At 61.1% G+C, this 21,200-nt stretch carries 25 protein-coding genes and 1 rRNA gene; 3 read left to right on the top strand and 23 right to left on the bottom strand.

What is annotated here, in order from left to right:
- The 8 genes from DIC66_RS20310 to DIC66_RS20345 all read right to left on the bottom strand — a co-directional run.
- Positions 1-108, bottom strand: a 16S ribosomal RNA gene (locus tag DIC66_RS20310); the annotation flags it as partial.
- Between the two features lie 449 nt (positions 109-557).
- The gene (locus tag DIC66_RS20315; RefSeq protein ID WP_117180010.1) at positions 558-1,640 is read right to left on the bottom strand and encodes a protein-glutamate methylesterase/protein-glutamine glutaminase; all 1,083 of its coding nucleotides are present in this window, start codon (positions 1,638-1,640) and stop codon (positions 558-560) included.
- Between the two features lie 9 nt (positions 1,641-1,649).
- Entirely contained in the window at positions 1,650-2,354 is a 705-nt protein-coding gene (cheD, locus tag DIC66_RS20320; protein WP_117180011.1) for a chemoreceptor glutamine deamidase CheD, read from the bottom strand.
- A 39-nt stretch (positions 2,355-2,393) separates the two neighbouring features.
- Complete coding sequence (locus DIC66_RS20325) at positions 2,394-3,251, bottom strand: CheR family methyltransferase (protein ID WP_233506030.1); 858 nt, start codon at positions 3,249-3,251, stop codon at positions 2,394-2,396.
- A gap of 54 nt (positions 3,252-3,305) precedes the next feature.
- Positions 3,306-3,794, bottom strand: coding sequence for a chemotaxis protein CheW (locus DIC66_RS20330; RefSeq protein ID WP_117180012.1), 489 nt, complete (start codon positions 3,792-3,794; stop codon positions 3,306-3,308).
- An 11-nt stretch (positions 3,795-3,805) separates the two neighbouring features.
- The gene (locus DIC66_RS20335; RefSeq protein WP_117180013.1) at positions 3,806-5,959 is read right to left on the bottom strand and encodes a chemotaxis protein CheW; all 2,154 of its coding nucleotides are present in this window, start codon (positions 5,957-5,959) and stop codon (positions 3,806-3,808) included.
- Between the two features lie 42 nt (positions 5,960-6,001).
- Complete coding sequence (locus tag DIC66_RS20340; RefSeq protein WP_117180014.1) at positions 6,002-6,364, bottom strand: response regulator; 363 nt, start codon at positions 6,362-6,364, stop codon at positions 6,002-6,004.
- A gap of 35 nt (positions 6,365-6,399) precedes the next feature.
- A complete protein-coding gene (locus DIC66_RS20345) occupies positions 6,400-6,843 on the bottom strand; it encodes a hypothetical protein (protein ID WP_117180015.1) in 444 nt (147 codons plus the stop codon).
- A 180-nt stretch (positions 6,844-7,023) separates the two neighbouring features.
- Here DIC66_RS20345 and DIC66_RS20350 point away from each other — a divergent pair, with 180 nt between their 5' ends.
- Together DIC66_RS20350 and DIC66_RS20355 are read left to right on the top strand one after the other, a co-directional pair.
- On the top strand, positions 7,024-8,142 hold the full coding sequence (locus tag DIC66_RS20350; protein ID WP_117180016.1) for a hybrid sensor histidine kinase/response regulator: 1,119 nt from the start codon (positions 7,024-7,026) through the stop codon (positions 8,140-8,142).
- Complete coding sequence (locus DIC66_RS20355) at positions 8,139-8,768, top strand: response regulator (protein WP_117180017.1); 630 nt, start codon at positions 8,139-8,141, stop codon at positions 8,766-8,768. The genes DIC66_RS20350 and DIC66_RS20355 overlap by 4 nt, the downstream gene beginning before the upstream one ends.
- Positions 8,769-8,953: 185 nt before the next feature.
- Here the strand turns inward: DIC66_RS20355 and fliR are convergent, their stop codons facing one another.
- The 13 genes from fliR to fliF form a co-directional block, all read right to left on the bottom strand.
- Entirely contained in the window at positions 8,954-9,715 is a 762-nt protein-coding gene (gene fliR / locus DIC66_RS20360; protein WP_117180018.1) for a flagellar biosynthetic protein FliR, read from the bottom strand.
- A 17-nt stretch (positions 9,716-9,732) separates the two neighbouring features.
- Positions 9,733-10,002 (bottom strand): flagellar biosynthesis protein FliQ, encoded by a 270-nt coding sequence (gene fliQ / locus DIC66_RS20365; protein ID WP_117180019.1) that lies wholly within the window; start codon positions 10,000-10,002, stop codon positions 9,733-9,735.
- 10 nt (positions 10,003-10,012) lie between these two features.
- Positions 10,013-10,717, bottom strand: coding sequence for a flagellar type III secretion system pore protein FliP (gene fliP, locus DIC66_RS20370; RefSeq protein WP_199534811.1), 705 nt, complete (start codon positions 10,715-10,717; stop codon positions 10,013-10,015).
- Positions 10,718-10,764: 47 nt separating this feature from the next.
- Positions 10,765-11,058: a FliO/MopB family protein gene (locus tag DIC66_RS20375; RefSeq protein ID WP_233506031.1), complete on the bottom strand. Its 294-nt coding sequence runs from the start codon at positions 11,056-11,058 to the stop codon at positions 10,765-10,767.
- A 14-nt stretch (positions 11,059-11,072) separates the two neighbouring features.
- The gene (gene fliN, locus DIC66_RS20380; RefSeq protein ID WP_117180021.1) at positions 11,073-11,507 is read right to left on the bottom strand and encodes a flagellar motor switch protein FliN; all 435 of its coding nucleotides are present in this window, start codon (positions 11,505-11,507) and stop codon (positions 11,073-11,075) included.
- Entirely contained in the window at positions 11,497-12,501 is a 1,005-nt protein-coding gene (fliM, locus tag DIC66_RS20385; RefSeq protein ID WP_117180022.1) for a flagellar motor switch protein FliM, read from the bottom strand. The genes fliN and fliM overlap by 11 nt, the downstream gene beginning before the upstream one ends.
- Positions 12,502-12,523: 22 nt before the next feature.
- Positions 12,524-13,105, bottom strand: coding sequence for a flagellar basal body-associated FliL family protein (locus DIC66_RS20390; RefSeq protein WP_233506032.1), 582 nt, complete (start codon positions 13,103-13,105; stop codon positions 12,524-12,526).
- Positions 13,106-13,219: 114 nt separating this feature from the next.
- Entirely contained in the window at positions 13,220-14,527 is a 1,308-nt protein-coding gene (locus tag DIC66_RS23520; RefSeq protein ID WP_233506033.1) for a flagellar hook-length control protein FliK, read from the bottom strand.
- Positions 14,524-14,991 carry a flagellar export protein FliJ gene (locus tag DIC66_RS20400; protein WP_117180023.1) on the bottom strand — a complete coding sequence of 156 codons (468 nt, stop codon included), beginning with the start codon at positions 14,989-14,991 and terminating at the stop codon, positions 14,524-14,526. Before DIC66_RS20400 ends, DIC66_RS23520 begins: the two co-directional genes overlap by 4 nt.
- Positions 14,992-15,003: 12 nt before the next feature.
- Entirely contained in the window at positions 15,004-16,464 is a 1,461-nt protein-coding gene (gene fliI / locus DIC66_RS20405) for a flagellar protein export ATPase FliI (protein ID WP_117180024.1), read from the bottom strand.
- On the bottom strand, positions 16,454-17,140 hold the full coding sequence (locus tag DIC66_RS20410; RefSeq protein WP_117180025.1) for a FliH/SctL family protein: 687 nt from the start codon (positions 17,138-17,140) through the stop codon (positions 16,454-16,456). Before DIC66_RS20410 ends, fliI begins: the two co-directional genes overlap by 11 nt.
- Positions 17,140-18,141: a flagellar motor switch protein FliG gene (gene fliG, locus DIC66_RS20415; RefSeq protein ID WP_117180026.1), complete on the bottom strand. Its 1,002-nt coding sequence runs from the start codon at positions 18,139-18,141 to the stop codon at positions 17,140-17,142. The genes DIC66_RS20410 and fliG overlap by 1 nt, the downstream gene beginning before the upstream one ends.
- Before the next feature lie 27 nt (positions 18,142-18,168).
- Positions 18,169-19,836 (bottom strand): flagellar basal-body MS-ring/collar protein FliF, encoded by a 1,668-nt coding sequence (gene fliF, locus DIC66_RS20420; protein ID WP_117180027.1) that lies wholly within the window; start codon positions 19,834-19,836, stop codon positions 18,169-18,171.
- Between the two features lie 172 nt (positions 19,837-20,008).
- Here fliF and fliE point away from each other — a divergent pair, with 172 nt between their 5' ends.
- Positions 20,009-20,326: a flagellar hook-basal body complex protein FliE gene (fliE, locus tag DIC66_RS20425; protein WP_117180028.1), complete on the top strand. Its 318-nt coding sequence runs from the start codon at positions 20,009-20,011 to the stop codon at positions 20,324-20,326.
- Between the two features lie 31 nt (positions 20,327-20,357).
- Here fliE and DIC66_RS20430 read toward each other — a convergent pair whose 3' ends face one another.
- Complete coding sequence (locus DIC66_RS20430; protein WP_117180029.1) at positions 20,358-20,654, bottom strand: flagellar protein FliT; 297 nt, start codon at positions 20,652-20,654, stop codon at positions 20,358-20,360.
- The gene (fliS, locus tag DIC66_RS20435; protein ID WP_117180030.1) at positions 20,651-21,097 is read right to left on the bottom strand and encodes a flagellar export chaperone FliS; all 447 of its coding nucleotides are present in this window, start codon (positions 21,095-21,097) and stop codon (positions 20,651-20,653) included. Before fliS ends, DIC66_RS20430 begins: the two co-directional genes overlap by 4 nt.
- Positions 21,098-21,200 lie beyond the last annotated feature (103 nt).

Below are 21,200 nucleotides of genomic sequence, written 5' to 3' on the forward strand. Positions count from 1 at the left end.
ACCCGTTCGCCACTCGCCACCAGGATTGCTCCCGTGCTGCCGTTCGACTTGCATGTGTAAGGCATGCCGCCAGCGTTCAATCTGAGCCAGGATCAAACTCTATAGTTCGATCTTGAATTTTTTCGCATATTTCTATGCAACTCATAAATTGGAATCGACGTGAATATCATCTCTGACTTTCACATCTTTTTTACTTCATGAGCGTTTGTAGGTCAGTTAAGACCTAGTTCCGAAGAACTTGGCTATTCACCTCAAACGCCCACGCTTATCGGCTGTAAATTTTTAAGGAACACAAGAGGCTTTTTACCACCTTCTTGCTAACTTCACTGTGATCAGCGAAGCCTTGAATTATGACACAGTTTTAAGGCTGTTTGCAAGTTTCTTGATAAAGTCTTTTTATTTACTCTATCCCGATTCCCGCCTGCACCGTCATCAGCGCAGCCTTCGATTATGGCACGCTTTCAACAGGTTTCAAAGAAGGTCGTAAAAAGAATCGAAAGATATGGGCGGGCGCAGGGAGCCTGGGATGCGCCTACGCACCTGAGCAGACGCTGTTACTAAACTCTGTAGCGGTCGTTGCTTCCGCTCAGCTTGGTAAGCAAGGCCGGCGCTATCGACAAAAGTGGCAGCACCTCGTCAGCTGCTCCGTGCAGGATAGCCTCGCGCGGCATGCCAAACACCACGCAGCTCGCTTCGTCCTGCACATAGTTATAGCTGCCGCAGTCGCGCATTTCCTTCATTGCCTTGGCGCCATCATTGCCCATACCGGTGAGCATGATGCCAAACGCATTGCGTCCCACTACGCGTGCGGCTGACTTGAACAGCACTTCCACTGAAGGCTTGTGCCGGTTAACCAGCTCCCCATCTTCTACGACACACACGTAATTGGCCCCACTCTTGTCGATGCGAAACTGCTTGCCTCCTGGCGCTATGTAGGCGTGCCCAGGCAGGATGCGATCTCCGTTTGCCGCTTCCTTGACTGAGATTTGGCACAAGCCATTCAGCCGCGCCGCAAAACTTGTCGTAAACCCCGGGGGCATATGCTGCGTGATCACAATGCCAGGCGAATCAGCAGGCATGCGCACCAGAATCTCCTTGATAGCCTCAGTGCCTCCGGTGGAGGCGCCAATACAGATCAGCTTTTCTGTCGAAATGCGCCCAATGGCCTGGTTGCGTGGAGCAGCAGCAGCCTGCGAAGGCACTGCAGTAGTTGCTGGCGCAACACTACGGCGCACATGTGCCTGCGATGCGACCCTGACCTTGTCCACAATCTGGCTGGCCAAGTCATTGATGCCGTCCACCACGCCAATACGGGGCTTGGCAACGAAATCCACAGCCCCCAATTCCAAGGCACGCATGGTGATGTCTGCACCGCGCTCGGTCAGCGTGGAAATCATCAGCACCGGCATGGGCCGCAGGCGCATGAGCCGCCCCAAGAACTCGATGCCATCCATCTTGGGCATCTCAATATCCAGGGTGATGACGTCGGGATTGAGTTCCCGGATCATTTCACGGGCAATCAGAGGGTCGTTGGCAGTGCCAACACACTCCATGTCTGCTTGGCGGTTAATGATCTCCGCCAGCAAACTGCGCACCAATGCGGAGTCATCCACCACCACAACGCGAATCTTCTTGGTCAAACCAGGTCCTCAAAACAAATCTACAGAGCCGCCCGCATTGGACTTGGCAACGGTGGCTGCATTTCCCCGTCGCTCTTCCACCGCCAGCGTTTCCGGATGGGAATGGGCAAGCCGCTTCACCAACGCCTTGCCTGTGACCGGGAAAAAGCACACCTTGCGCGGATGAATGTCCAGCACGTCCTCGGAAACAATCGGAATGCGCTCAGTTGACAAGTAGTCCTGCACAAACTGGGTGTTGCGCTCCCCCACATTCATAGTCGTGAACCCGGCCATGACCTGGGCACCACCAAAAACCTTGGCCTGCATGGTCTCGCGGCGCGCACCGAGCTTGAGCATCTCGTTGATCAGCAACTCCATTGCGTAGGAACCGTAGCGGCCTGACCCGTCGCCGGTATCGCCATCGGGCAGCATGAAATGGTTCATGCCACCAATGCGTGCGCGGCCGTCCCACAGGCAGGCCGCAATGCAGGAGCCCAACACCGTCATGATCACAATCTCTTCATTCGATACAAAGTACTCACCCGGCAACACTTTGACCGCGTCGTATTGAAAGTGGTGGTCCGCATAGAAGAAGGACGCTTCCCCCGGCTTGCGAGGCTGTGCCTTGAACTGGTCGACACGGGACACGCGGCCGCTTGGCAATGTTTTTGTAGGTGGAATAGACAGGGCAGACTTGGCTGAGGCCGCAATGGCACCCGACAGGAATTGGCTCATGTGTAGCCTCCCGCGTGGAAAAAACCATCCGGCATGTGCTTAACGGCGCTCATATGCGGTCTTCCCTTTAAGAACAAAGAGATCGCGGGAATCACTGAAATTTTCCGCATGACCAACAAAAAGGACGCCTCCCGGCTTCATGACGCGGTGTATGCGTTCCAGAACACGCCGCTGCGTCTCGGCATCAAAGTAAATCATCACATTGCGACAGAACACCACATCAAATGCCTCCTTGAACGGCCAATCGTCCTTGATGAGATTGACGATAAGGAACTCCACCAATTGCTTGAGTTCCGGCTTGACCCGCACCAACCCCGAGTTGGAGCCCTTGCCCCGCATGAAATACGCCTGCATTTGGGCCGCACTGATGCCCTTGAGCGACTCGCCCTTGTACACACCGTTGGCAGCAGTCGCCAGCACCTTGGAATCGATATCACTGGCCATCAGCGAAAAACGGGGCCGACTACCCAGGGCCTCCAAGGCCGTCATCACAATCGAATACGGCTCCTCGCCGGTAGAGGCCGCACTGCACCACACGCGCCAGGGATGGGTCGCAGGCTTGGATTTCAAGTGCTCCGCAAAAATCTGGAAATGGTGCTGCTCGCGAAAGAATGAAGTGAGGTTGGTCGTCAGCGCATTAACGAACTCTTGCCACTCGGGGCCGTCCGTAGACTCCAGCCAGCTCAGGTACTCCTTGAAGCTCTGGTGGCCCGTGTCACGCAGACGGCGCGACAGGCGGCTGTAGACCATGGCATGTTTGCCGTCATGCAGGCTGATGCCAGCGCGCCTGTAAATCAGATCCTGCACCCGGTCAAAATCGGCATTGGTCCAAGCGAACTCCCGGCCCTGCATGCCGGTTGCGTCACCTGTGGAATCGATGGCAGCGTGTGTACTCATTTTGCGTCCATCAAACTTTTAACTATTGGTTTCACCGGCCTCCCAAAGGCCAAACTATTCACCTGAACTGACAAGGCCCATATCTGGCGCCGACATCAGGCGCTCTATATCCAGCAGAATCAGCATACGGTCGCCCAGCGAGCCCAGGCCCATGACGGCGCCACTATCGATCACACTGTCGATATCGGGCGCGGCTTTCAGGGACTCGGGTGGCAGTTCCATCACATCGCTCACTGAATCCACCACGATGCCCACAATGCGCTGGCGCAGATTCAGGATGATGACCACGGTAAAGCTGTCGTACTCCGCCTTGGCGCAGTTGAACTTCAGGCGCATGTCCACAATCGGCACGATCGTGCCACGCAGATTGACCACGCCCTTGATGAAGCCGGGCGCATTGGCAACGCGCGTTGGCGGCTCGTAGCCCCGGATTTCCTGCACCTTCAGGATATCGATCCCATACTCCTCCTGGTCCAGGCGAAAGGTAAGGTACTCGCGGGCGCCGGTGCTTGTGAGTTCGTCCATTTTTTCCATCATTCCCATTGCGTGCTCCTCTAGTGCCTGGACCGGCGCACCAGGGCTCCGGTATCCAGAATCAGTGCGACCTTGCCGTCACCCAAAATCGTGGCACCCGACACATTGGGTACCTTGCGGTAGTTCGACTCCAGGTTCTTGACCACCACCTGCTGCTGGCCGAGCAACTCGTCCACCAGCAGCACCACGCGGCTGCCATCGGCCTCCACCACGACCATGATGTCGCTGTTCTTTTCGAAATCAAAGCGCGGCACCTGGAACACTTTTTCCAGCTCGATCACCGGCATGTATTCGTCGCGCACCTTGACCAGCTGCGAGCCCTGCCCCACGGTGCTGACCGCATCCGACTTGACCTGGAACGACTCCACTACGGATGACAGCGGCAGGATGTAGACCTCGTCACCCACACCCACCGACATGCCGTCCATGATGGCCAGTGTCAGCGGCAGGCGCACCGCCACCCGCATGCCAAAGCCTTCGGCCGAGTCGATTTCGACTGTGCCATTGAGGGCTGCGATATTGCGCTTGACCACGTCCATGCCAACGCCACGGCCGGACACATCAGTCACCACTTCTGCGGTGGAGAATCCGGGAGCAAAAATCAGCCCCCACACATCGGCGTCCGACATCTGGTCGGACACATCCAAGCCGCGCTCACGGGCCTTGTTCAGGATCTTCTCGCGCGACAGGCCCTTGCCGTCGTCGCGCACCTCGATCACGATGGAGCCACCCTGGTGCGATGCCGACAGGGTGATCGTTCCGGTTTCGGACTTGCCAGCTGCCAAACGGTCGGCCGGCATCTCAATGCCGTGGTCGCAGCTGTTGCGCACCAGATGGGTCAGCGGGTCGGTGATCTTTTCGACCAGTCCCTTGTCCAGTTCAGTGGCCTCGCCTTGGGTGACGAAATCGACCTTCTTGCCCAACTTGCCTGCCAGGTCGCGCAGCATGCGCGGAAAACGGCTAAACACAATGGACATGGGAATCATGCGGATCGACATGACCGATTCCTGCAGATCGCGGGTATTGCGGTCCAGATCGGCCAAGCCGGTCAGCAACTGCTGGTAGATGGCTGGGTCCAGCGCGCGGCTGTTTTGCGCCAGCATGGCCTGGGTAATCACCAGTTCGCCCACCAGGTTGATGAGCTGGTCCACCTTGCTGATGGCCACACGGATGGTGGCCGCTTCGGGCTGGGCCGCAGGAGACGCCGCTGCCTTGACGACGGCTTTGGGGCTGGCCTTGATTTCGGCTGCCATCTCGACCGCAGCCACCTCAGGGGCAGCGGATGGTGCACCCGGTGCGCCGTCAAAGAATCCAAAACCGGCAGAGGCCTCGGCAGCCACTGGTGCTGCGGTGGGCGCTGATGGTGCACCCGGGGCTCCATCAAAGAAGCCGTGGCTGGCATCCTGCACAAAGGCCGCAGCGGGCGTTGCCGCAGCATCGCGTATTTCAATTTGCTCGCGCGACACGTGAAAAGTGAACAGGTCCAGCAAATCATCGTCCGTCGAGGCGGTCTGCACGGCGAACAGGCGGAATTCCTTGCGGTCCGAACTGAGCGGCTGAATCGTGCCCAAGCCGGGAATATCGCGGAACAGTTCGGCAATGGCATCGGCCTGTGCCGGGTTCTCCAAAGGCCCCACCTTGATTTCAAGCTGGCGTTCACCGGCCACAACCGGCGCTGCTGGCTTGGGCGCCGCCACCGGGGCCACCACGGGTGCAGGTGCTGGACGTGCAACAGCCGCAGCAACAGGCGCGTTGCCCGCAGCCAAATCGGCAATCCGCTTCACCAGGTCACCGGTTGGAGGTGCCGGGCTGGTATCTCCCGTTTGGTGCCGCGCCAGCAGGCTGCGCGAAGCATCGGCAGACTCCAGCAGCACGTCCACCATCGCCGAGTTGGGTTGTAACTCGTGGCGACGCAAACGGTCCAGCAGGGACTCCATCTTGTGCGTCAGCTCGGCCACGTCGGCAAAGCCAAATGTTGCAGCCCCACCCTTGACCGAATGCGCGCAGCGGAAAATGCCGTTGAGCTCTTCGTCATCGGCGGTTTCCAAGTTCAGATTCAGAAGCATGGTCTCCATCAGATCCAGGTTCTCGCCCGCCTCTTCAAAGAAGATTTGGTAGAACTGACTCAGATCGATATCGCCGCCGCTGCCACTGTCTTGATGCGTTTCGGACATGTGTTACTCCTGCAAATTTCTTGTTCGGGTGGTGGCCGCTGCTTAGCGGATGACCTTCTTGATAACGTCCAGCAGCTTGGCCGGATCAAAAGGCTTCACCAGCCAGCCGGTGGCACCCGCCGCACGACCGGCCTGCTTCATCAGGTCACTGGACTCTGTTGTGAGCATCAGGATCGGGGTGGTCTTGAACTGGGGGTGGTCGCGCAGCTTGCGGGTCAGGCCCAGCCCATCCATGCGCGGCATGTTCTGGTCGGTCAGCACCAAATCAAAGGACTGCGCCTGTGCCTTCTCGTAGGCATCCTGTCCATCCACGGCCTCCACGACCTGGTAACCCGCTCCGGTGAGCGTAAAGGACACCATCTTCCGCATGGAAGGAGAGTCGTCAACAGCAAGAATTACAGGCATCAAATGCTCCAGCTCGTCATTATTTGGCTTTCAATTCAGAAAAGTTCGATGGAACCTGCGTCCATCTCGTCCTGGGTTACCGGGTTGGGCCGCTCAGGCACCTCTTCAACAAAGGGAACGGCCTCACCGTCCTCAGACCCCATGGACTCCGAGGCCAGCCGATAGGCGCAGCCTTGCAGAATCTTGGAAGTATGGGAAATCAGTTGGGAGGCCATGTCCTGGAACTGCAATTCGGTCACGGCAGCACGCAAGGTACTGCGAACCAGATCCAGCTCCTTGGACGAAATCAATTCGGGGTTGGCCAGATTGGCACTGGCAGAAGTAAAGCGCTCCATCAGGTTTTCCATGGTGTGCGCCAGCAGGCCATCAAGGCGGTTCAAGTCATGCACCACCACCAACAAAGAGTCTTGCACTTCCGCCACCAGCATCAGTGGCATTTGCACGGATGGCGCGCTCGGTGTTGTCAGTGACACTTGCATCGTCAGGATTCCTCCAAGCCGCTCTGTATAGGAAAGTACTTCATCTTGTTAGCACCACTTTTCTTCTATGGCGAGGTTAGCAGGAAACTAGGGCATTGTGACCATTTTGGCCAGCCAGGAGGCTTTTCGCAAGCAAAAGAACTTGCACCTTGCGTCAGCGCAAACAGATAATCAGCGCCAATGTCCACGGCAAACCCAGCACTCCTCCCGCGTCTCACTATTTTGCATCTGGAGGACTCCGAACTGGACCACACGCTGGTCTGCAGAGCACTCACCAAAGACAAGCTGCCGTTTCAAATTGTCCGGGTTGATTCGCTGGCAGACTTCTCCCGGCAACTGACAGAGCAGCCTTTTGACATCATCCTGGCCGACTACCGGCTACCCGGCTTCACCGCGCTGGACGCCTGGGGCCTGTTGCAGACCAGCAGCGTGCGTTTGCCCTTCATTTTGTTGTCGGGTGCGATCGGTGAATCCGCAGCAGTGGCCGCCATACAGATGGGCATCAGCGATTACCTGCCCAAGGATGACCTGCACAAGCTGGCCCGTGTGATTGGGAGCACGCTGGAGGTCTTCAAGGCCAAAGCCGCCGAAGCCCGCGCGGTCTCCGAACTGGCGGCATCCGAGCGGCGCCTGGCCCATTTTGCCCAGCACCTGCAAACCGCCATCGAGAATGAACGCGCGTCCATTGCGCGTGAGATACACGACGACATCGGCGGCTCCCTGGCTGCGGTTCGCCTCGACCTGGCCTGGATGGCCCGCCACGGCCAGACAGACGACATGCGCGAACACGTGGCCACCGCCAACGACATGCTGCAACACGCCATAGGCGCCAGCCAACGCATCATGATGAACCTGCGCCCGGCCATCCTGGACCAAGGGCTCTACCCCGCCATTCAATGGCTGGCCGAAAGCTTCCAGCGGCGCAGCGGCGTCAAGACCTCACTGGTTTGCAACCAGCCCGGCATGCAATCGAACAAGTCCATCCAGCTCACGGCCTACCGCACGGCACAGGAAGCACTGACCAACATCTCCAAATACGCCCAATGCAGCCAGGTCAAGCTGGACCTGTCCAATGCCGAGGGTGTTTTGACACTGGAAATCAGCGACAACGGCGCCGGCATTTCAGACGCCGCGCTCAACAACCCCGATGCCTTTGGCATACGGGGCTTGAAGGAGCGCGCCAAGGTGGCCGGTGGCTGGCTAGACATCAGCACCCGGCCGGGACATGGCACCACCGTCATACTCACCATTCCCCTGGACGGGGACACCAGCACACCTACCGAGGCCGATTTCCTGTGATCAAAGTTGTTTTATGCGATGACCATGCCATGGTGCGCCGTGGCATCCGCGACACCCTGAGCGAAGCTGTCGACATCCAGGTCACGGGCGAGGCCGGCAGCTACTCCGAGGTGCGCGAGGTGCTGCGCACCACGCCCTGCGATGTGCTCATACTCGATTTGAACCTGCCCGGCCGAGGGGGGCTGGAGGTGCTGGCCAGCCTGCGCGAGGGCGGCTCTGCGGTGCGCGTGCTGATCGTCTCCATGTTTGCTGAAGACCAGTACGCCATCCGCTGCCTGCGCGCCGGTGCACACGGCTACCTGAACAAGGCTGGCGACCCCACCGAGCTGGTGGCGGCCGTGCGCACCATCTCGCAGGGCCGCAAGTATGTGAGCGCTGCCGTATCAGAAATGCTGGTCAACAACCTGTCAGAACCCAGTTCCGAAACCCTGCACTCCACCCTGTCGGAGCGCGAGCTGCAGACCCTGCTGAAGATAGCCTCGGGCCGCAAGCTGTCTGAAATCGCTGAGGAGCTGATGCTCAGCCCCAAGACGGTGAGCGTGTACCGCGCGCGCCTGCTGGAAAAACTCAAGCTTGGCAATAACGCCGAACTGACGGTCTACGCTATCCGCAACGAACTGGTGTGAATGTAGCCCCCACGCTTGCCACTGCGTGTGCTGCGCTGCCCCCCCGAGGGGGCTGTCCCGCCTTGGGGCGGCCCGGCGGCGGGACGTGGCCCCCACGCTTGCCACTGCGTGTGCTGCGCTGCCCGCCGAGGGGGCCGCATTTTTTCTTGGGGCGGCCCTGCGAAAAAACAGGGCTTCCGGCCCGTTCAGCCGAAGATGTCGATCACGCGGCCCATGAGCGTGATGAAGGGCTGGTCCAGCATGGGCAGGGTAAAGGCAATGCCGATCAGGCCCACCAGCAAGGTGATGGGAAAGCCGATGGCAAAAATGTTGAGCTGCGGCGCCACGCGTGAAATGATGCCCAGCGCCAGATTGGTGAACATCAGCAAGCCCACCATGGGCAGGGCAATCCACAAGGCACTGGCAAACAGGTCGGCGCCCAGTTTGTAGAGCTTCATCTGACCCATGGCCTGCAAAAAGTTCTGGTCAATCGGAAAGGCCTGGAAGCTGCGGTTCACCGCCATCAGCACCATCAGGTGGCCATTCATCACCACAAAGAGCAACGAGGTCATCTGCGAGAAGAAGATCGCCACCGCGCTGGACTGGTTGTTCATGGCCGGATCAAAGAACGAGGCGAAGTTCAGCCCCATCTGGAAGCCCACCACCTCGCCAGCCAGTTCCACGGCGGCGAACACCAGGCGCACGGCAAAGCCGATGGAGATGCCCACACCCACCTGCTGCAGCAATACCCCCAGGGCCCGCGGGTCGTTGAAGCCGATGATGTCAGCCTGCGGCAGACTGGCCTGTGAGGCCAGGGCCACCAGAAACGCCAGCGCCACACGCGCCCGCACTGGAAACACCCTGGAAGAAAACACCGGCGCCGAGGTGAACACCGCCAGCACACGGACAAAGGGCCAAAAAATGGGCGAGATCCAGGCCGCCAGTTGCGCCTCGGAAATACTGATCACGCTGGCAACCCTGTGGCCTAGGTGACCGAGCCGGGAATCGCTTCCATGGTGCGGCGTATGTACTCCACCAGCATGGTCAGCATCCAGGGGCCGGCAATCGCAAACACGGCAATCACCGCAATCAGCTTGGGCACAAAAGCCAGCGTGGCCTCGTGGATCTGGGTCACGGCCTGAAACAGACTGACCAGCAAACCGACCAGCAGCGCCGTGCCAAGCACGGGGGCAGATACCATCAGCAACATCAGCAGGGCTTCCTGGCCCATGGTCAACACCATTTGAGAGTTCATGCGGCGTCCTCTAGTTCACAAAGCTGGCTGCCAGCGAACCCACCAGCAGGTTCCAGCCATCGGCCAGCACAAACAGCATCAGCTTGAACGGCAAGGCCACCAGCACCGGCGACAGCATCATCATGCCCAGGGACATCAGCACACTGGCCACCACCATGTCAATCACCAGGAAAGGGATGAAGATCATGAAGCCGATCTGGAAGGCCGACTTCAGTTCACTGATCACAAAGGCCGGTACCAGCACGCGAATGGGTGCCGCATCCACCGTGGTGTCCGCAGGCAACTTGGCCAGCTTCACAAACAGGGCGAAGTCCGACTGGCGTGTCTGCTTGGACATGAAGCTGCGTATAGGGCCCTCTCCCTTGCTAAGCGCCTGCTCAAAGGAAATCGTGTTGTTGGTGTAGGGCAGGTAGGCATCGGCATACACCTTGTCCAGAGTCGGCCCCATCACAAAGAGGGTGAGAAACAGGGACAGCCCCACGATGACCTGGTTGGGCGGTGCCGACTGCGTTCCCAGCGCCTGGCGCAAGAGCGAGAGCACGATGACGATGCGGGTAAAGCCCGTCATCATCAACAGCACGGCCGGCAAAAACGACAGCGCAGTAAAGAACAGCAGGGTCTGGATGGGCACCGAATAACTGGTGCCGCCCTGGCTGCTGCCAATGATCAGGGGCAGTTGGCCCTGGGTCTGGGCGTGCGCCAAGCCGTGCAGCATCAGTGCCAGCAGCACCAGGGTGGCCTTGCCAAACGCGCTCTGGACTCTCATGCGGACTCGGCCACCGGGTTGGCAGGCACGCTCTCGGCGGGCGTGGTGTGCAGGCACTGGATGGACTGGGGGGTAACACCCAGCACCAGCCAGACGCGGGCATTGTGTGGCCCCACCTCTACCGTCACCACGCGTTGCTGCGCGCCCAGCGACAGCACAGACACCACGCGGGAAGGCCCGGAAATGCCGGGAATGGACAGGCCGTAGTGCTTCTTGAGGCGTTCAATCAGAAAGGGCAGGCTCACCAGCACGCACAAAAACAATCCGATCAGAATCAGGGACTGCGTCATTCCAGCCTGCAGCTTCAGCTCTTGCTGACGCGGCGCAGCCGCTCGGATGGCGTCACCACATCGGTCAGGCGGATACCGAACTTGTCGTTCACCACCACCACCTCGCCCTGGGCGATCAGGTAGCCGTTGACCAGCACATCCATGGGCTCGCCAGCCAACGCATCGAGCTCCACCACCGAGCCCTGGCCCAGTTGCAGGATGTGCTTGATGGGCACCTTGGTGCGGCCCAGCTCCACCGACAGCAGCACCGGAATGTCCAGCACCATGTTGATGTCCTGCATGGATGCATCGCCACCGCCTGAGCTGAAGGGGCGCGGCGCATCGCCCGAAAGCACCGAGCCGGGTTGTGCATCGCCCGCACCATCGCTGGACTTCTGCTCCATCAGGGCCTCGGCCCAATCGGCCATGCCGTCGTCCGCGCCTGCGTCGGGTATATCTTCAGTGGCCATGTCTATCCCCTAACCAGTTCTGGTCGTTACCGCGTAAAGCCTTCTCTATGCGGATTGCGTATTTGGCATTGTGCGTGCCGTAGTTGCACTCGAAGATTGGAACACCATCCACGGTCGCCTGGATACGGGATTCACGCTCGAGCTCAATAAAGTCACCTTTTTTAAGCGACAACAACCGCTCCACCGTGGCCTCGGCCGTGGCCAGATGGGCCACCAAGGTGACCTCGGCGGCCTGGATTTCCCGGGTCAGCACATTCACCCAACGCTTGTCCACTTCAACCGAGTCGCCCTGCGTGCTGGAGTACAGCACATCGCGGATCGGCTCCAGTGTCGAATACGGGAAGCAGAAATGGATGGAGCCCGCGATGTCTCCAATTTCCAGCTGGAACGAGGTCGAAATCACAATCTCGCTGGGCGTGGCAATGGTCACGAACTGGGGCTGCATCTCGGAGCGCTGGTATTCCAGCTCCAAGGGGTAAATGCCCTTCCAGGCCTTCTTGTACTCTTCGGTGATGACATCCACCAGCCGGTTGATCACGCGCTGCTCGGTGGCCGAAAAGTCGCGCCCCTCGATGCGGGTCTGGAACTTGCCAATACCGCCAAACAGGGTGTCGATCACGCCAAACACCAGGCTGGGTTCACACACAATCATGCCGCTGCCACGCAGGGGGCGAATCGCCACGATGTTGAAGTTAGTGGGCACGGCCAGCTCACGCAGGAAGGCGCTGTAGCGCTGCACCGACACCGGCCCCACCGAAATTTCGGGGCTGCGGCGTATGAAATTGAACAGCCCCTGGCGCAGGTTGCGGGCAAAGCGCTCATTGACAATTTCCATGGTGGGCATGCGCCCACGCACGATGCGCTCCTGGCTGGAAATGTTGTAGGCCCGTACCTCGCCATGCTCGGCATCTTCTTCGACCGATTTCTGGCTCTCACCCGTGACGCCTTCGAGCAGGGCATCGACTTCTTCCTGGGAGAGAAAAGACTCGCTCATGGTGTTACAGGCCTCGCGCTGCTTACTGGATGATGAAACTGGAGAACAGCACGCCCGTCACCGGGTACTCGGCGTGCGCCGCTTTCTTTTTCTTCTTGGCGCCTTCGGCCTCGGCTGCGGGGGCTTCTTCTTCACCGCCACCAAATGGGGTGATGGCTTCCCGCAAAATGGCCTTGGCCAGTGCCTCCTTGCCCTCGGGCGTGAGCAACTCGACCGCCGTCTTTTGCGAAATCAGCATCAACACGCCGCTGCGTATGGTGGGCAAAAAGGCCTTGACGGTATCGGAGGCGTGGGCATCGGCCACCACCAGGGTAACGCCCACCTGGGCCACGCGGTCACCGCCTGCGTCGGCCAGGTTCACCACCATATTGTCCATGGGCAAATAGGCCGGGGGCGTGACTTTGCCATCGTGCGCGGCCGCCTTGGGCGCATCACCGCCGTCTTCTTCGGCTGCCGCAGCTGCACGCGGCTTGAGCACCAGGAAATAGAACCCAGCGCCACCCAGCGCCAGCACGGCAACTACCGCGCCGATGATGATCAGCATTTTCTTGCTCTTTTTGGCCGGGGCCTTGTCGTCTGCGCTTGCTTCAGGTGCTGTAGCCACTGTTATTCCTCAATCACTGTATTCGGCTGATTATTGACCCCAAAAACCCTCTCTAAGGTTCAATAAGGCCTGTAATTGCACAGCCTATCCTGATTTTCGCCTTTGCGCGCCACCCTACACAAAAAGATCAACGGAGCGGCCGGCCCCGCCTGTCCTGTTGCCGCGCAGGTTCACGCCGGTTTCCGCACGGGCCACTTGCAGGGGGGCAGTCACACCCTGGCGGGCGGTTTGCCGGTCGCGGCGCTGGCCGCCATCGGCTTGGCCACTGCCCGAGCCGCCTACCGAGACGCCGGTCAGCACCAGGCCCTCGCGCAGGAGCATCTCCTTCAATTGGGCGCCAGCCCCCTGCAGCACATCGCGGGTTGCCGCTTCATCGGTGCGGAAGCTGATCTGCGCCTCGTTGCCCTGCAGGCTGATGCTGACCTCCACCGGAGACTGGCCCAGGCCGTCGAGCTTGAGCTCGGCGTTTTGCACATTCTGCGAGACCCAGTAGCTCACCTGCTCGGCCACCTGCATCTCGGGTGCCAACACGGGAGCGCCCGCCCCCGGCTGCGAAAAATCGGGGGCACTGACGCCCAGCGCAGTGCCTGAATAGGTGGGCTCGACATTCTGGAACGCGTTGCCCTTGCGCTCTCCCTGCGGCTTTTCCTGCCTGGCCAGCAGGGGTGCCAGCAGCGGTTCCAGCGTGCGCCCACCCGCCGGGTCCCTGGCCTGTTCCAGGGCCGCCATGAATTTGTGGGGCTCGACCCGTTCACTGCCCGCCGCTGCGCTACTGTTGCCAGGCGCACTGCTGTCGGCACCCGGCGGCAGGGCCGCTTTGCCCGCCTTGGTGTGCACATGGGCCTGCTGCAAGCTGTGGGTGGAAGACTCCGCGACCTCCAACCCGGGCGCTGCGGCAGTTGCCGCGGCTGCTTTGCCTGCCCCCTCGCCCAATGCAGCCAGGCCCTTGGGTGCGGGTGCCTGGCCTGGCACGGGGCCAGCCGCTGCTACCGGCGCAGCAGGCAGGGGCTGCGTGGCACTCAGCAGCGCGGCCTGTTGGGCCATGGCCGCAGGGTCGGATGCCAATTCGGCTGCGCTTGGCGCCAAGGCAGCGGGGTCTCGCACCAGCGCAGTGGCTTGTTGCGCGAACACGCTGGCATCCTGCGCTGCCGCGGCAATCTGCGGGTTGTTTTGCAGCAAGGTGCTGGCATCAAAGGGGGCGGCAGTTGTCGGCACGTCGGTTGCTGCATCGGGCACCAAGGCCTGCCCCGGAGCGTCAGCCGCAGCCTCCCCCAAGGCGCCCAGTATCGCCATGAACCCTCCCCCTCCAGCCCCACCCGCCCCTGCATCACCTGCATCTGTTTTGGCACGGGCACCGTGGCTGGCCGCAGTGCCAGAGGCCTTGGAGTGGTTGGCCGCAGCCGGGCTTTTTTCAATCGTCATACATGCTCCTGCGTGTTTCTGTCAGCGCGGTCCCTGAAGTGCCGCATGGCGGCAAATTCGTCGGTAGCGCGCTGCTCGCGCCGCTGTTGCACCACCTGCTGCTCCATGCGCCGCCCTTTCAGCACCTGCTTGAAGGCTGCCAGCCGGTATTCGGCCTGCAGCAGGGCCTGGTGCGCCGTGGCCAGTTGCCGCTCCAGATTGGCCACCACCCCCATCTGCTGCGTGGCCGCATGCTGCAGGCGGTCCATGAACTGGTAGTGGTGCCGGATCAGCTCCACCGAGAGGTTGACGGAGTGGCCGCCGACCCAGCGCGCGTCTGTGTCGTTGGAATAGCTTTGCAACTGCTGCAACTGGCCTTGGGCAAATTGCAGGGTCTTCTGGGCTTGCGCATGTTTGCGCGCCTGCGCATCCCGCTGTTGGGTGGACTGCTCTATGGCCAGCTCCAGGGCTCTGAATTTAGGCATGGCCGGCTTTCATCAGACCGGGTTGCCGGTATACGCGGCATTGCAGGCCTGGGCCATCTGCTGCACCACCGGCGCCAGGGGAGCGGACTCGAACATGTCCTGCTGCAGGAAGCGGCCCATGTCGTCGTGCAGGGCAATGGCCTCGTCCAGACCCGGGTCCGAGCCCGGGGCGTAAGCGCCGATTTGCACCAGGTCGCGGCTTTTTTCGTACTTGGAGTAAATCGCCCGGAAGCGCCGCGCCAGCTCAAAGTGCTCACGCGAGACCACGTTGTGCATCACGCGCGAGGCCGACTGCTCGATGTCGATGGCGGGGTAGTGCCCGGCCTCGGCCAGGGTGCGGGACAGCACGATATGTCCGTCCAGAATCGCGCGCGCAGCATCTGCAATCGGGTCCTGCTGGTCATCGCCTTCGGACAGCACGGTATAGAAGGCGGTGATCGACCCCACGCCGTTCAGCCCATTGCCGCTGCGCTCCACCAGCTGCGGCAGCTTGGCAAAGCAGCTTGGCGGATAGCCCTTGGTGGCCGGTGGCTCGCCAATGGCCAGTGCAATTTCGCGCTGGGCCATGGCATAGCGGGTGAGCGAATCCATCAGCAGCAGCACGTGCTGGCCCTGGTCCCGGAAGCTCTCGGCAATCGCCGTGGCGTAGGACGCACCCTGCATGCGCAGCAGCGGCGGCGCATCCGCCGGTGCGGCCACCACCACCGAGCGGGCACGGCCCTCGGCGCCCAGAATGTCTTCAATGAATTCCTTGACCTCACGGCCCCGCTCGCCGATCAACCCGACCACAATCACATCGGCCTGGGTGTAGCGGGCCATCATGCCCAGCAGCACGCTCTTGCCCACGCCAGAGCCTGCAAACAGGCCAATACGCTGGCCGCGCCCCACAGTCAGCAGGGCGTTGATGGCGCGCACGCCGGTGTCCAGGCTGTGGCGCACCGGGTCGCGGTCCATGGCATTGATGGTCTTGCGCTCCATGGGCCTGGCCACCACGTTCGGAATGGGGCCCATGCGGTCCAGCGGCATGCCCTGCGAATCCACCACCCGCCCCAACAGGCCTTCGCCCAGAGGCAGGCGCAGCATGCCGGTGTCCGACGCAAAGTCAGCCGCGCTGGCCTTGTGCAGGGAGGGCACCGGCACATAGCTGGCCGCTGGCGCCACACTGGCACCACTGGAGAGGCCGTGCACATCGCCAGCCGGCATCAGAAACGCGCGGTCATTGGCAAAGCCCACCACTTCGGCCAGCACCGGCTCGCGCTTGCCAGAGGTCACCACACATTGCGAGCCCACGGGCGCGCGCAGGCCACTGGCCTCCAGCACCAGACCGGCCAGGCGTGTGAGCGTGCCACGCATTTCCGGCGTGGAGCTGCGCACCACACGCGCTTGCGCACGCTGGAAAAAATCCTGCCATTGCGGGGGTGATCCGGCCAGGGTGGCCGGAGTTTCCAGCAGGTCTGGGGCTTCAGTGGACATCAAGTTCCTGCTCCCAGGTGGACTCCAGGCCCAGGCTGGCCACGGCCTTGTGCCAGCGGCGCTCCACCGTGCCGTCCACCACGGTGCCTGCAGCTTCCACCAGACAGCCACCGGCAGTGAGGCTGGCATCGGGCACCAGCGTCAAGTTGAGGTTGGGAAATTCGCGGCCCAGGTCTTCGGCCATGACATCCAGATCCACCGGGTGCATGCGCACCGCCGCGAGCTTGGTGTCCACCGTCAACATGCCCAGGGCTTCCTGCAGCACCGGCTGCAAGGCATTGGGGTTGACGCTGAGTTCGCGCCGCAGGACCTGGCGGGCCAGTTCGCAGGCCAGCTCCAGCACGCCCTTGGCCAGCATTTGTTGCGACTGTTCCACCTGCTCCTGTGCCGACTGGAACAACCCCAGAAACTGGTGAGCCGCATCCTGACCCTGGGTGGCAATGTATTCGCTGATCAGGCGTTGGCCTTCCAGCGTGGCATGGGCATGGCCCTGGGCATAGCCTTCGGCATAACCGGCCTGGTGGGCTGCGCCATCGCGGGCACGGTCTTCGGCTTCGGCCTGTGCTTTGACCTTGGCGGCAAAGCGCAGGGCCGCCTGGTCGACCGGGTCAAAGGCCCAGTCGCTGGCGGCAACAACGTCTTCGGCCGCAATAAAGGAGGAATGGGCGCGTGACATCAGACCATGGCGTCTTCGCCACCTCCGCCGCCGATGACAATCTGGCCCTCGTCCGCCAGGCGACGCACGGTCTTGAGGATTTCCTTCTGCTGCGCCTCCACCTCGGACAGGCGCATGGGGCCGCGAGATTCCAGGTCTTCCTTGAGGGTGGCCGCAGCGCGGGTGGACATATTGGCCAGGATCTTGTCCTTGAGTTCGGGTTGCGCACCCTTGAGGGCCACGATGAGCACATCCGTGGACACTTCCTTGAGCACCATCTGGATGGCCTTGTCGTCGAGCTTGAGCACGTCGTCGAACACAAACATCTTGTCCATGATCTTCTGCGCCAGATCGGCATCGTGGCTGCGGATGGATTCGATCACCGTGCCCTCGATGGCGGTGCCCATCAGGTTGATCATCTCGGCGGCCGTCTTCACGCCACCCAGCGAGGCCTTGCGGATCTTGTCGCCGCCGGCCAGCACATTGAACAGCACTTCATTCAGGTCCTTGAGCGCCGTGGGCTGGATGCCTTCCATGGTGGCCACGCGCAACATCACCTCGTTGCGCTGGCGCTCGGGCAGTTGCTTCAGGACGTCTGCGGCCTGGTCAAACTCCAGGTGCACCAGGATGGCGGCCACGATTTGCGGGTGTTCGTTGCGCAGCAGTTCGGCCACCGACAGCGGGTCCATCCACTTCAGGCTCTCGATGCCGGAGACGTCGCCGCCCTGCAAAATGCGGTCAATCAGCAGCGCGGCCTTGTCATCACCCAGTGCCAGCTTGAGCACTGAGCGCACATAGTCGCCCGAGTTGGAGACCAACAGGCTCTGCGAGGCTGCCACGCCATGGAACTTGAGCACCACATCGTCCACCCGCTCGCGGGTGATCTGGGAGGTCTTGGCAATCGCCTCGCCCAGCTTTTGCACCTCTTTGGGTGACAAATGCTTGAACACTTCTGACGCCTCTGCTTCTCCCAGAGACATCATCAGGATGGCAGCGCTTTGGAGTCCGTCTTCGTTTGACATAGTGTTTTATTCGGTGCGCCCGATTACTTAAGCGGCCGCTTCCCCGTTGATCCAGGTTTTCACTATGTTAGCCACTGCAGCCGGGTTGTCACGCGTCAATTTGCGTGCCTCTTCCATGCGCAGCTCGGAATCACTGATCACCGCAGGCTCATTGCTTGCCCGGGGTGCGGCCAGTTGGGGGCGTTCGGGCTCCTCGGACTCGGTGGCATCGAGCTGCATGTCACGTGCGTGCGGGCGGCTCTCTGCCAGGGTCTTCAGGGCCGGCTTGACAAAGCCCAGCAGCACCAGAGCAGCCAGGGCCAGGGTGCCCAAGGGCCAAGCCAGGCTTTGGGCCAGGTCCAGGGCCATCGGCTGGCGCCACAGGGGGATGTCAGCCACCTCCACCTTCTCGGTCGCAAACGGCGCATTCATCAGGTTGACGGAGTCACCCCGGTCCTTGTTGAAGCCCACAGCCTCGCGCACCAGGGCGGTCATCTTTTCAATCTGGGCATCGGTCAGCGGTGTGCTGGTGGTCTTGCCCTTGTCATCGGTCTTGTTGAAGTTGTTGATGACCACCGCCGCATTGATGCGCTTGACCACGCCCGAAGCACCCTTGACCACATTGATGGTCTTGTCCACCTCGTAGTTGACGATGGACTCCTTCTTGACGCTGTTGTTGGCACCGCTCTGGCCGGCGGCCGTCAGTGGCTGGGGCTGGCCGTTGATGGGCGCAGAAGACTGGGCCGGCGGCTGGTTGGAAGTAGCGCCGGGCACGCCGGCGGGCGTGCTGGCCACACCGTTGGTGCTTTCCACGGTTTGCTGGCTGCGCACGGCACTGGTGTCCAGCGCCAGGTTGGGCTTGTGCGACTCGGTGGTGGACTCGCTTTGCGAGAAGTCCACATCGGCGGTCACTTGCGCCTTGACGTTCTGTGCGCCCACCAGAGGCTCCAGAATGTCCAGGATGCGGCGGTTGTACACCGCCTCCAGCTGCTGGGCATACTGCAGTTGCTCGGCATCGATGTTGAGTCCGGAGGCGGAGCCATCACCGGCCTTGGAGAGCAGCTTGCCGGTATCGTCCAGCACGCTCACGGCAGAGGGTTCCATTTCCGGCACGCTGGAGGACACCAGATGCACAATGCCGGCCAGCTGCGCCTTGTCCAGGCTGCGCCCGGCGTTGAGGCTCAGCAGCACCGAGGCCGAGGGCTTTTGCTGGTCGCGGAAAAAACCATTCTGGTTAGGCAGCGCCAGGTGCACACGGGCATTGGACACCGAGCCGATGGACTGGATGGAGCGGGTCAATTCGCCTTCCAGGCCGCGCTGGAAGGTCAGGCGTTCCTGGAACTGGGTCATGCCAAAGCGGTTGGACTCCATCATCTCGAAGCCCGTCACCGAGCCCTTGGGCAGGCCCAGAGACGCCAGCTTCAGGCGTGCATCGTGCACCCGGTCGGCGGGCACCAGGATGGCGCCACCACCGTCGGAGTACTTATAGGGAATGTTCATGGTGCCCAGCTGGGCGATGACGGCGCCGCCATCCTTGTCGGCCAGGTTGGAGTACAGCACCCGCCACTCGGCCTGGCGGCCCATCACCAGGCCACCGATGGCAATGGCAACAAACAGCACAATGCCCAACACCAGGCGCATGCGCTGCCCCTGGTCCAGGCCGCTGAAGCGCTGGACGATGGTCGGGTTCACGGTGATGGCGGTAGGTGCTGGCATACGGGCTTCCAATAGTGCAAGGTCCACTTCACCCTGCGATTGGGTCTGATTATTCGACCCACCCCGCAAAACATTAGCTTGAAAAGCGCCGTGTTTACCGCCTATTTGAAAATAATGCCCCCGCGCCTTGCGCCCTAGTATTAGCCCCAATCAAGTTCACCCGGAAACTGCCATGGACCTCAAACTCTCACCCCTGACGATGCCCACCTCGGTGCGCCCCGGCGCGGGTGTGCGTCCTGGCGCCACGGCGGGCGTGGCTGACTCCGGGGGCGGCTTCTCTGGCGCCCTCAAGAGCGCCCTGAATTCGGTCAGCGCCGCGCAGAACGAATCCACCCGCCTGCAGCAGGAAGTGCAGATGGAAAACCCCAGTGTGAGCCTGGAACAAACCATGGTGGCCATCCAGAAAGCCCAAATCGGCTTCACGGCCACGCTGCATGTGCGCAACCGCATGGTGCAGGCCTACACCGACATCATGAACATGCAGGTATGAAAAAAGCCGCTTGGAAAAGCGGCTTGGTGGTTCAGTGCAGCAGCTGCGGTCCGTCCAGCTTTTGCTCGCAGTGGGCCAGCCAGGGCTCGGCCAGGTAGCGGATCTGGGCATCGTTGTGCAGGATGCGCAGCATGATTCTGGACTTCTCGGCAATGGCCAACTGGTCCAGCTTCTCGGTTTGGGCCCGGTAGCGCAGCTGTTCGATCAGTACGGCGCATGCACCTTCGTAGCGCATCACGCCATCCCAGTCTTCGGCTTTGGCCGCGCCCAGCATCTTGGCGCTGCTGTCTTCAATGGCCTTGTAGTAGTCAATCAGTTGCTGGCTCATGCGTGTGCTCCCGAAGCCGATGCAGACACGGGCTGCAGATACGCCGGCTGCTTGCCGTCGATCTGGTTCCAGCCGCTGGACACCAGCTCAATCAGGCGGCTGACTTCTTCCAGCAGGCCCATGTCGTTGCGCACATTGGCCAGGGTGATTTGTTTCACGCAGTAACGGTACAGGTTGTGCAGGTTGGCGGCCAGCTCTCCGCCCTCTTCCAGATTCAAGGGCGCAATCAGGCCCTCTTCGAGGATGCGCACCGCCGTGCCGATCTTGCGGCCCTTGAGCCCGACGTCGCCGGCCGTCATGGCCATGCGCGCGCCACCCAGCGCCTGCAGCAGCGCGTCAAACAGCAGACTTACCAGTTTGTGGGGGTCCGCACAACTCACACTGGTTTCAACACCAACACGCTTGTAGGCAGCAGCAGACCGATTGGCGACAGAGGTAAACATGATGCAATTCCTTATGTTCTTGCATTAATTATCGACACTACTGCTGCTGACTGAAGGACTTTTTCCGGGGAAATCCGGGTGAACCTGCGTAAAGGTTTTTCAG

Origin of the sequence: Rhodoferax lacus, assembly GCF_003415675.1 — a bacterium.
Taxonomy (GTDB): Bacteria; Pseudomonadota; Gammaproteobacteria; order Burkholderiales; family Burkholderiaceae_C; genus Allorhodoferax; species Allorhodoferax lacus.

What these genes read in the sequence shown, in the direction of transcription:
- cheD (WP_117180011.1), bottom strand. Translation starts at nt 2,354, where the DNA reads ATGAGCCAATTCCTGTCGGGTGCCATTGCGGCCTCAGCCAAGTCTGCC.
- DIC66_RS20325 (WP_233506030.1), bottom strand. Translation starts at nt 3,251, where the DNA reads ATGAGTACACACGCTGCCATCGATTCCACAGGTGACGCAACCGGCATG.
- DIC66_RS20330 (WP_117180012.1), bottom strand. Translation starts at nt 3,794, where the DNA reads ATGGGAATGATGGAAAAAATGGACGAACTCACAAGCACCGGCGCCCGC.
- DIC66_RS20335 (WP_117180013.1), bottom strand. Translation starts at nt 5,959, where the DNA reads ATGTCCGAAACGCATCAAGACAGTGGCAGCGGCGGCGATATCGATCTG.
- DIC66_RS20340 (WP_117180014.1), bottom strand. Translation starts at nt 6,364, where the DNA reads ATGCCTGTAATTCTTGCTGTTGACGACTCTCCTTCCATGCGGAAGATG.
- DIC66_RS20345 (WP_117180015.1), bottom strand. Translation starts at nt 6,843, where the DNA reads ATGCAAGTGTCACTGACAACACCGAGCGCGCCATCCGTGCAAATGCCA.
- DIC66_RS20350 (WP_117180016.1), top strand. Translation starts at nt 7,024, where the DNA reads ATGTCCACGGCAAACCCAGCACTCCTCCCGCGTCTCACTATTTTGCAT.
- fliQ (WP_117180019.1), bottom strand. Translation starts at nt 10,002, where the DNA reads ATGAACTCTCAAATGGTGTTGACCATGGGCCAGGAAGCCCTGCTGATG.
- fliP (WP_199534811.1), bottom strand. Translation starts at nt 10,717, where the DNA reads ATGCTGCACGGCTTGGCGCACGCCCAGACCCAGGGCCAACTGCCCCTG.
- DIC66_RS20375 (WP_233506031.1), bottom strand. Translation starts at nt 11,058, where the DNA reads ATGACGCAGTCCCTGATTCTGATCGGATTGTTTTTGTGCGTGCTGGTG.
- fliN (WP_117180021.1), bottom strand. Translation starts at nt 11,507, where the DNA reads ATGGCCACTGAAGATATACCCGACGCAGGCGCGGACGACGGCATGGCC.
- fliM (WP_117180022.1), bottom strand. Translation starts at nt 12,501, where the DNA reads ATGAGCGAGTCTTTTCTCTCCCAGGAAGAAGTCGATGCCCTGCTCGAA.
- DIC66_RS23520 (WP_233506033.1), bottom strand. Translation starts at nt 14,527, where the DNA reads ATGACGATTGAAAAAAGCCCGGCTGCGGCCAACCACTCCAAGGCCTCT.
- DIC66_RS20400 (WP_117180023.1), bottom strand. Translation starts at nt 14,991, where the DNA reads ATGCCTAAATTCAGAGCCCTGGAGCTGGCCATAGAGCAGTCCACCCAA.
- fliI (WP_117180024.1), bottom strand. Translation starts at nt 16,464, where the DNA reads ATGTCCACTGAAGCCCCAGACCTGCTGGAAACTCCGGCCACCCTGGCC.
- DIC66_RS20410 (WP_117180025.1), bottom strand. Translation starts at nt 17,140, where the DNA reads ATGTCACGCGCCCATTCCTCCTTTATTGCGGCCGAAGACGTTGTTGCC.
- fliG (WP_117180026.1), bottom strand. Translation starts at nt 18,141, where the DNA reads ATGTCAAACGAAGACGGACTCCAAAGCGCTGCCATCCTGATGATGTCT.
- fliF (WP_117180027.1), bottom strand. Translation starts at nt 19,836, where the DNA reads ATGCCAGCACCTACCGCCATCACCGTGAACCCGACCATCGTCCAGCGC.
- fliE (WP_117180028.1), top strand. Translation starts at nt 20,009, where the DNA reads ATGGACCTCAAACTCTCACCCCTGACGATGCCCACCTCGGTGCGCCCC.
- DIC66_RS20430 (WP_117180029.1), bottom strand. Translation starts at nt 20,654, where the DNA reads ATGAGCCAGCAACTGATTGACTACTACAAGGCCATTGAAGACAGCAGC.
- fliS (WP_117180030.1), bottom strand. Translation starts at nt 21,097, where the DNA reads ATGTTTACCTCTGTCGCCAATCGGTCTGCTGCTGCCTACAAGCGTGTT.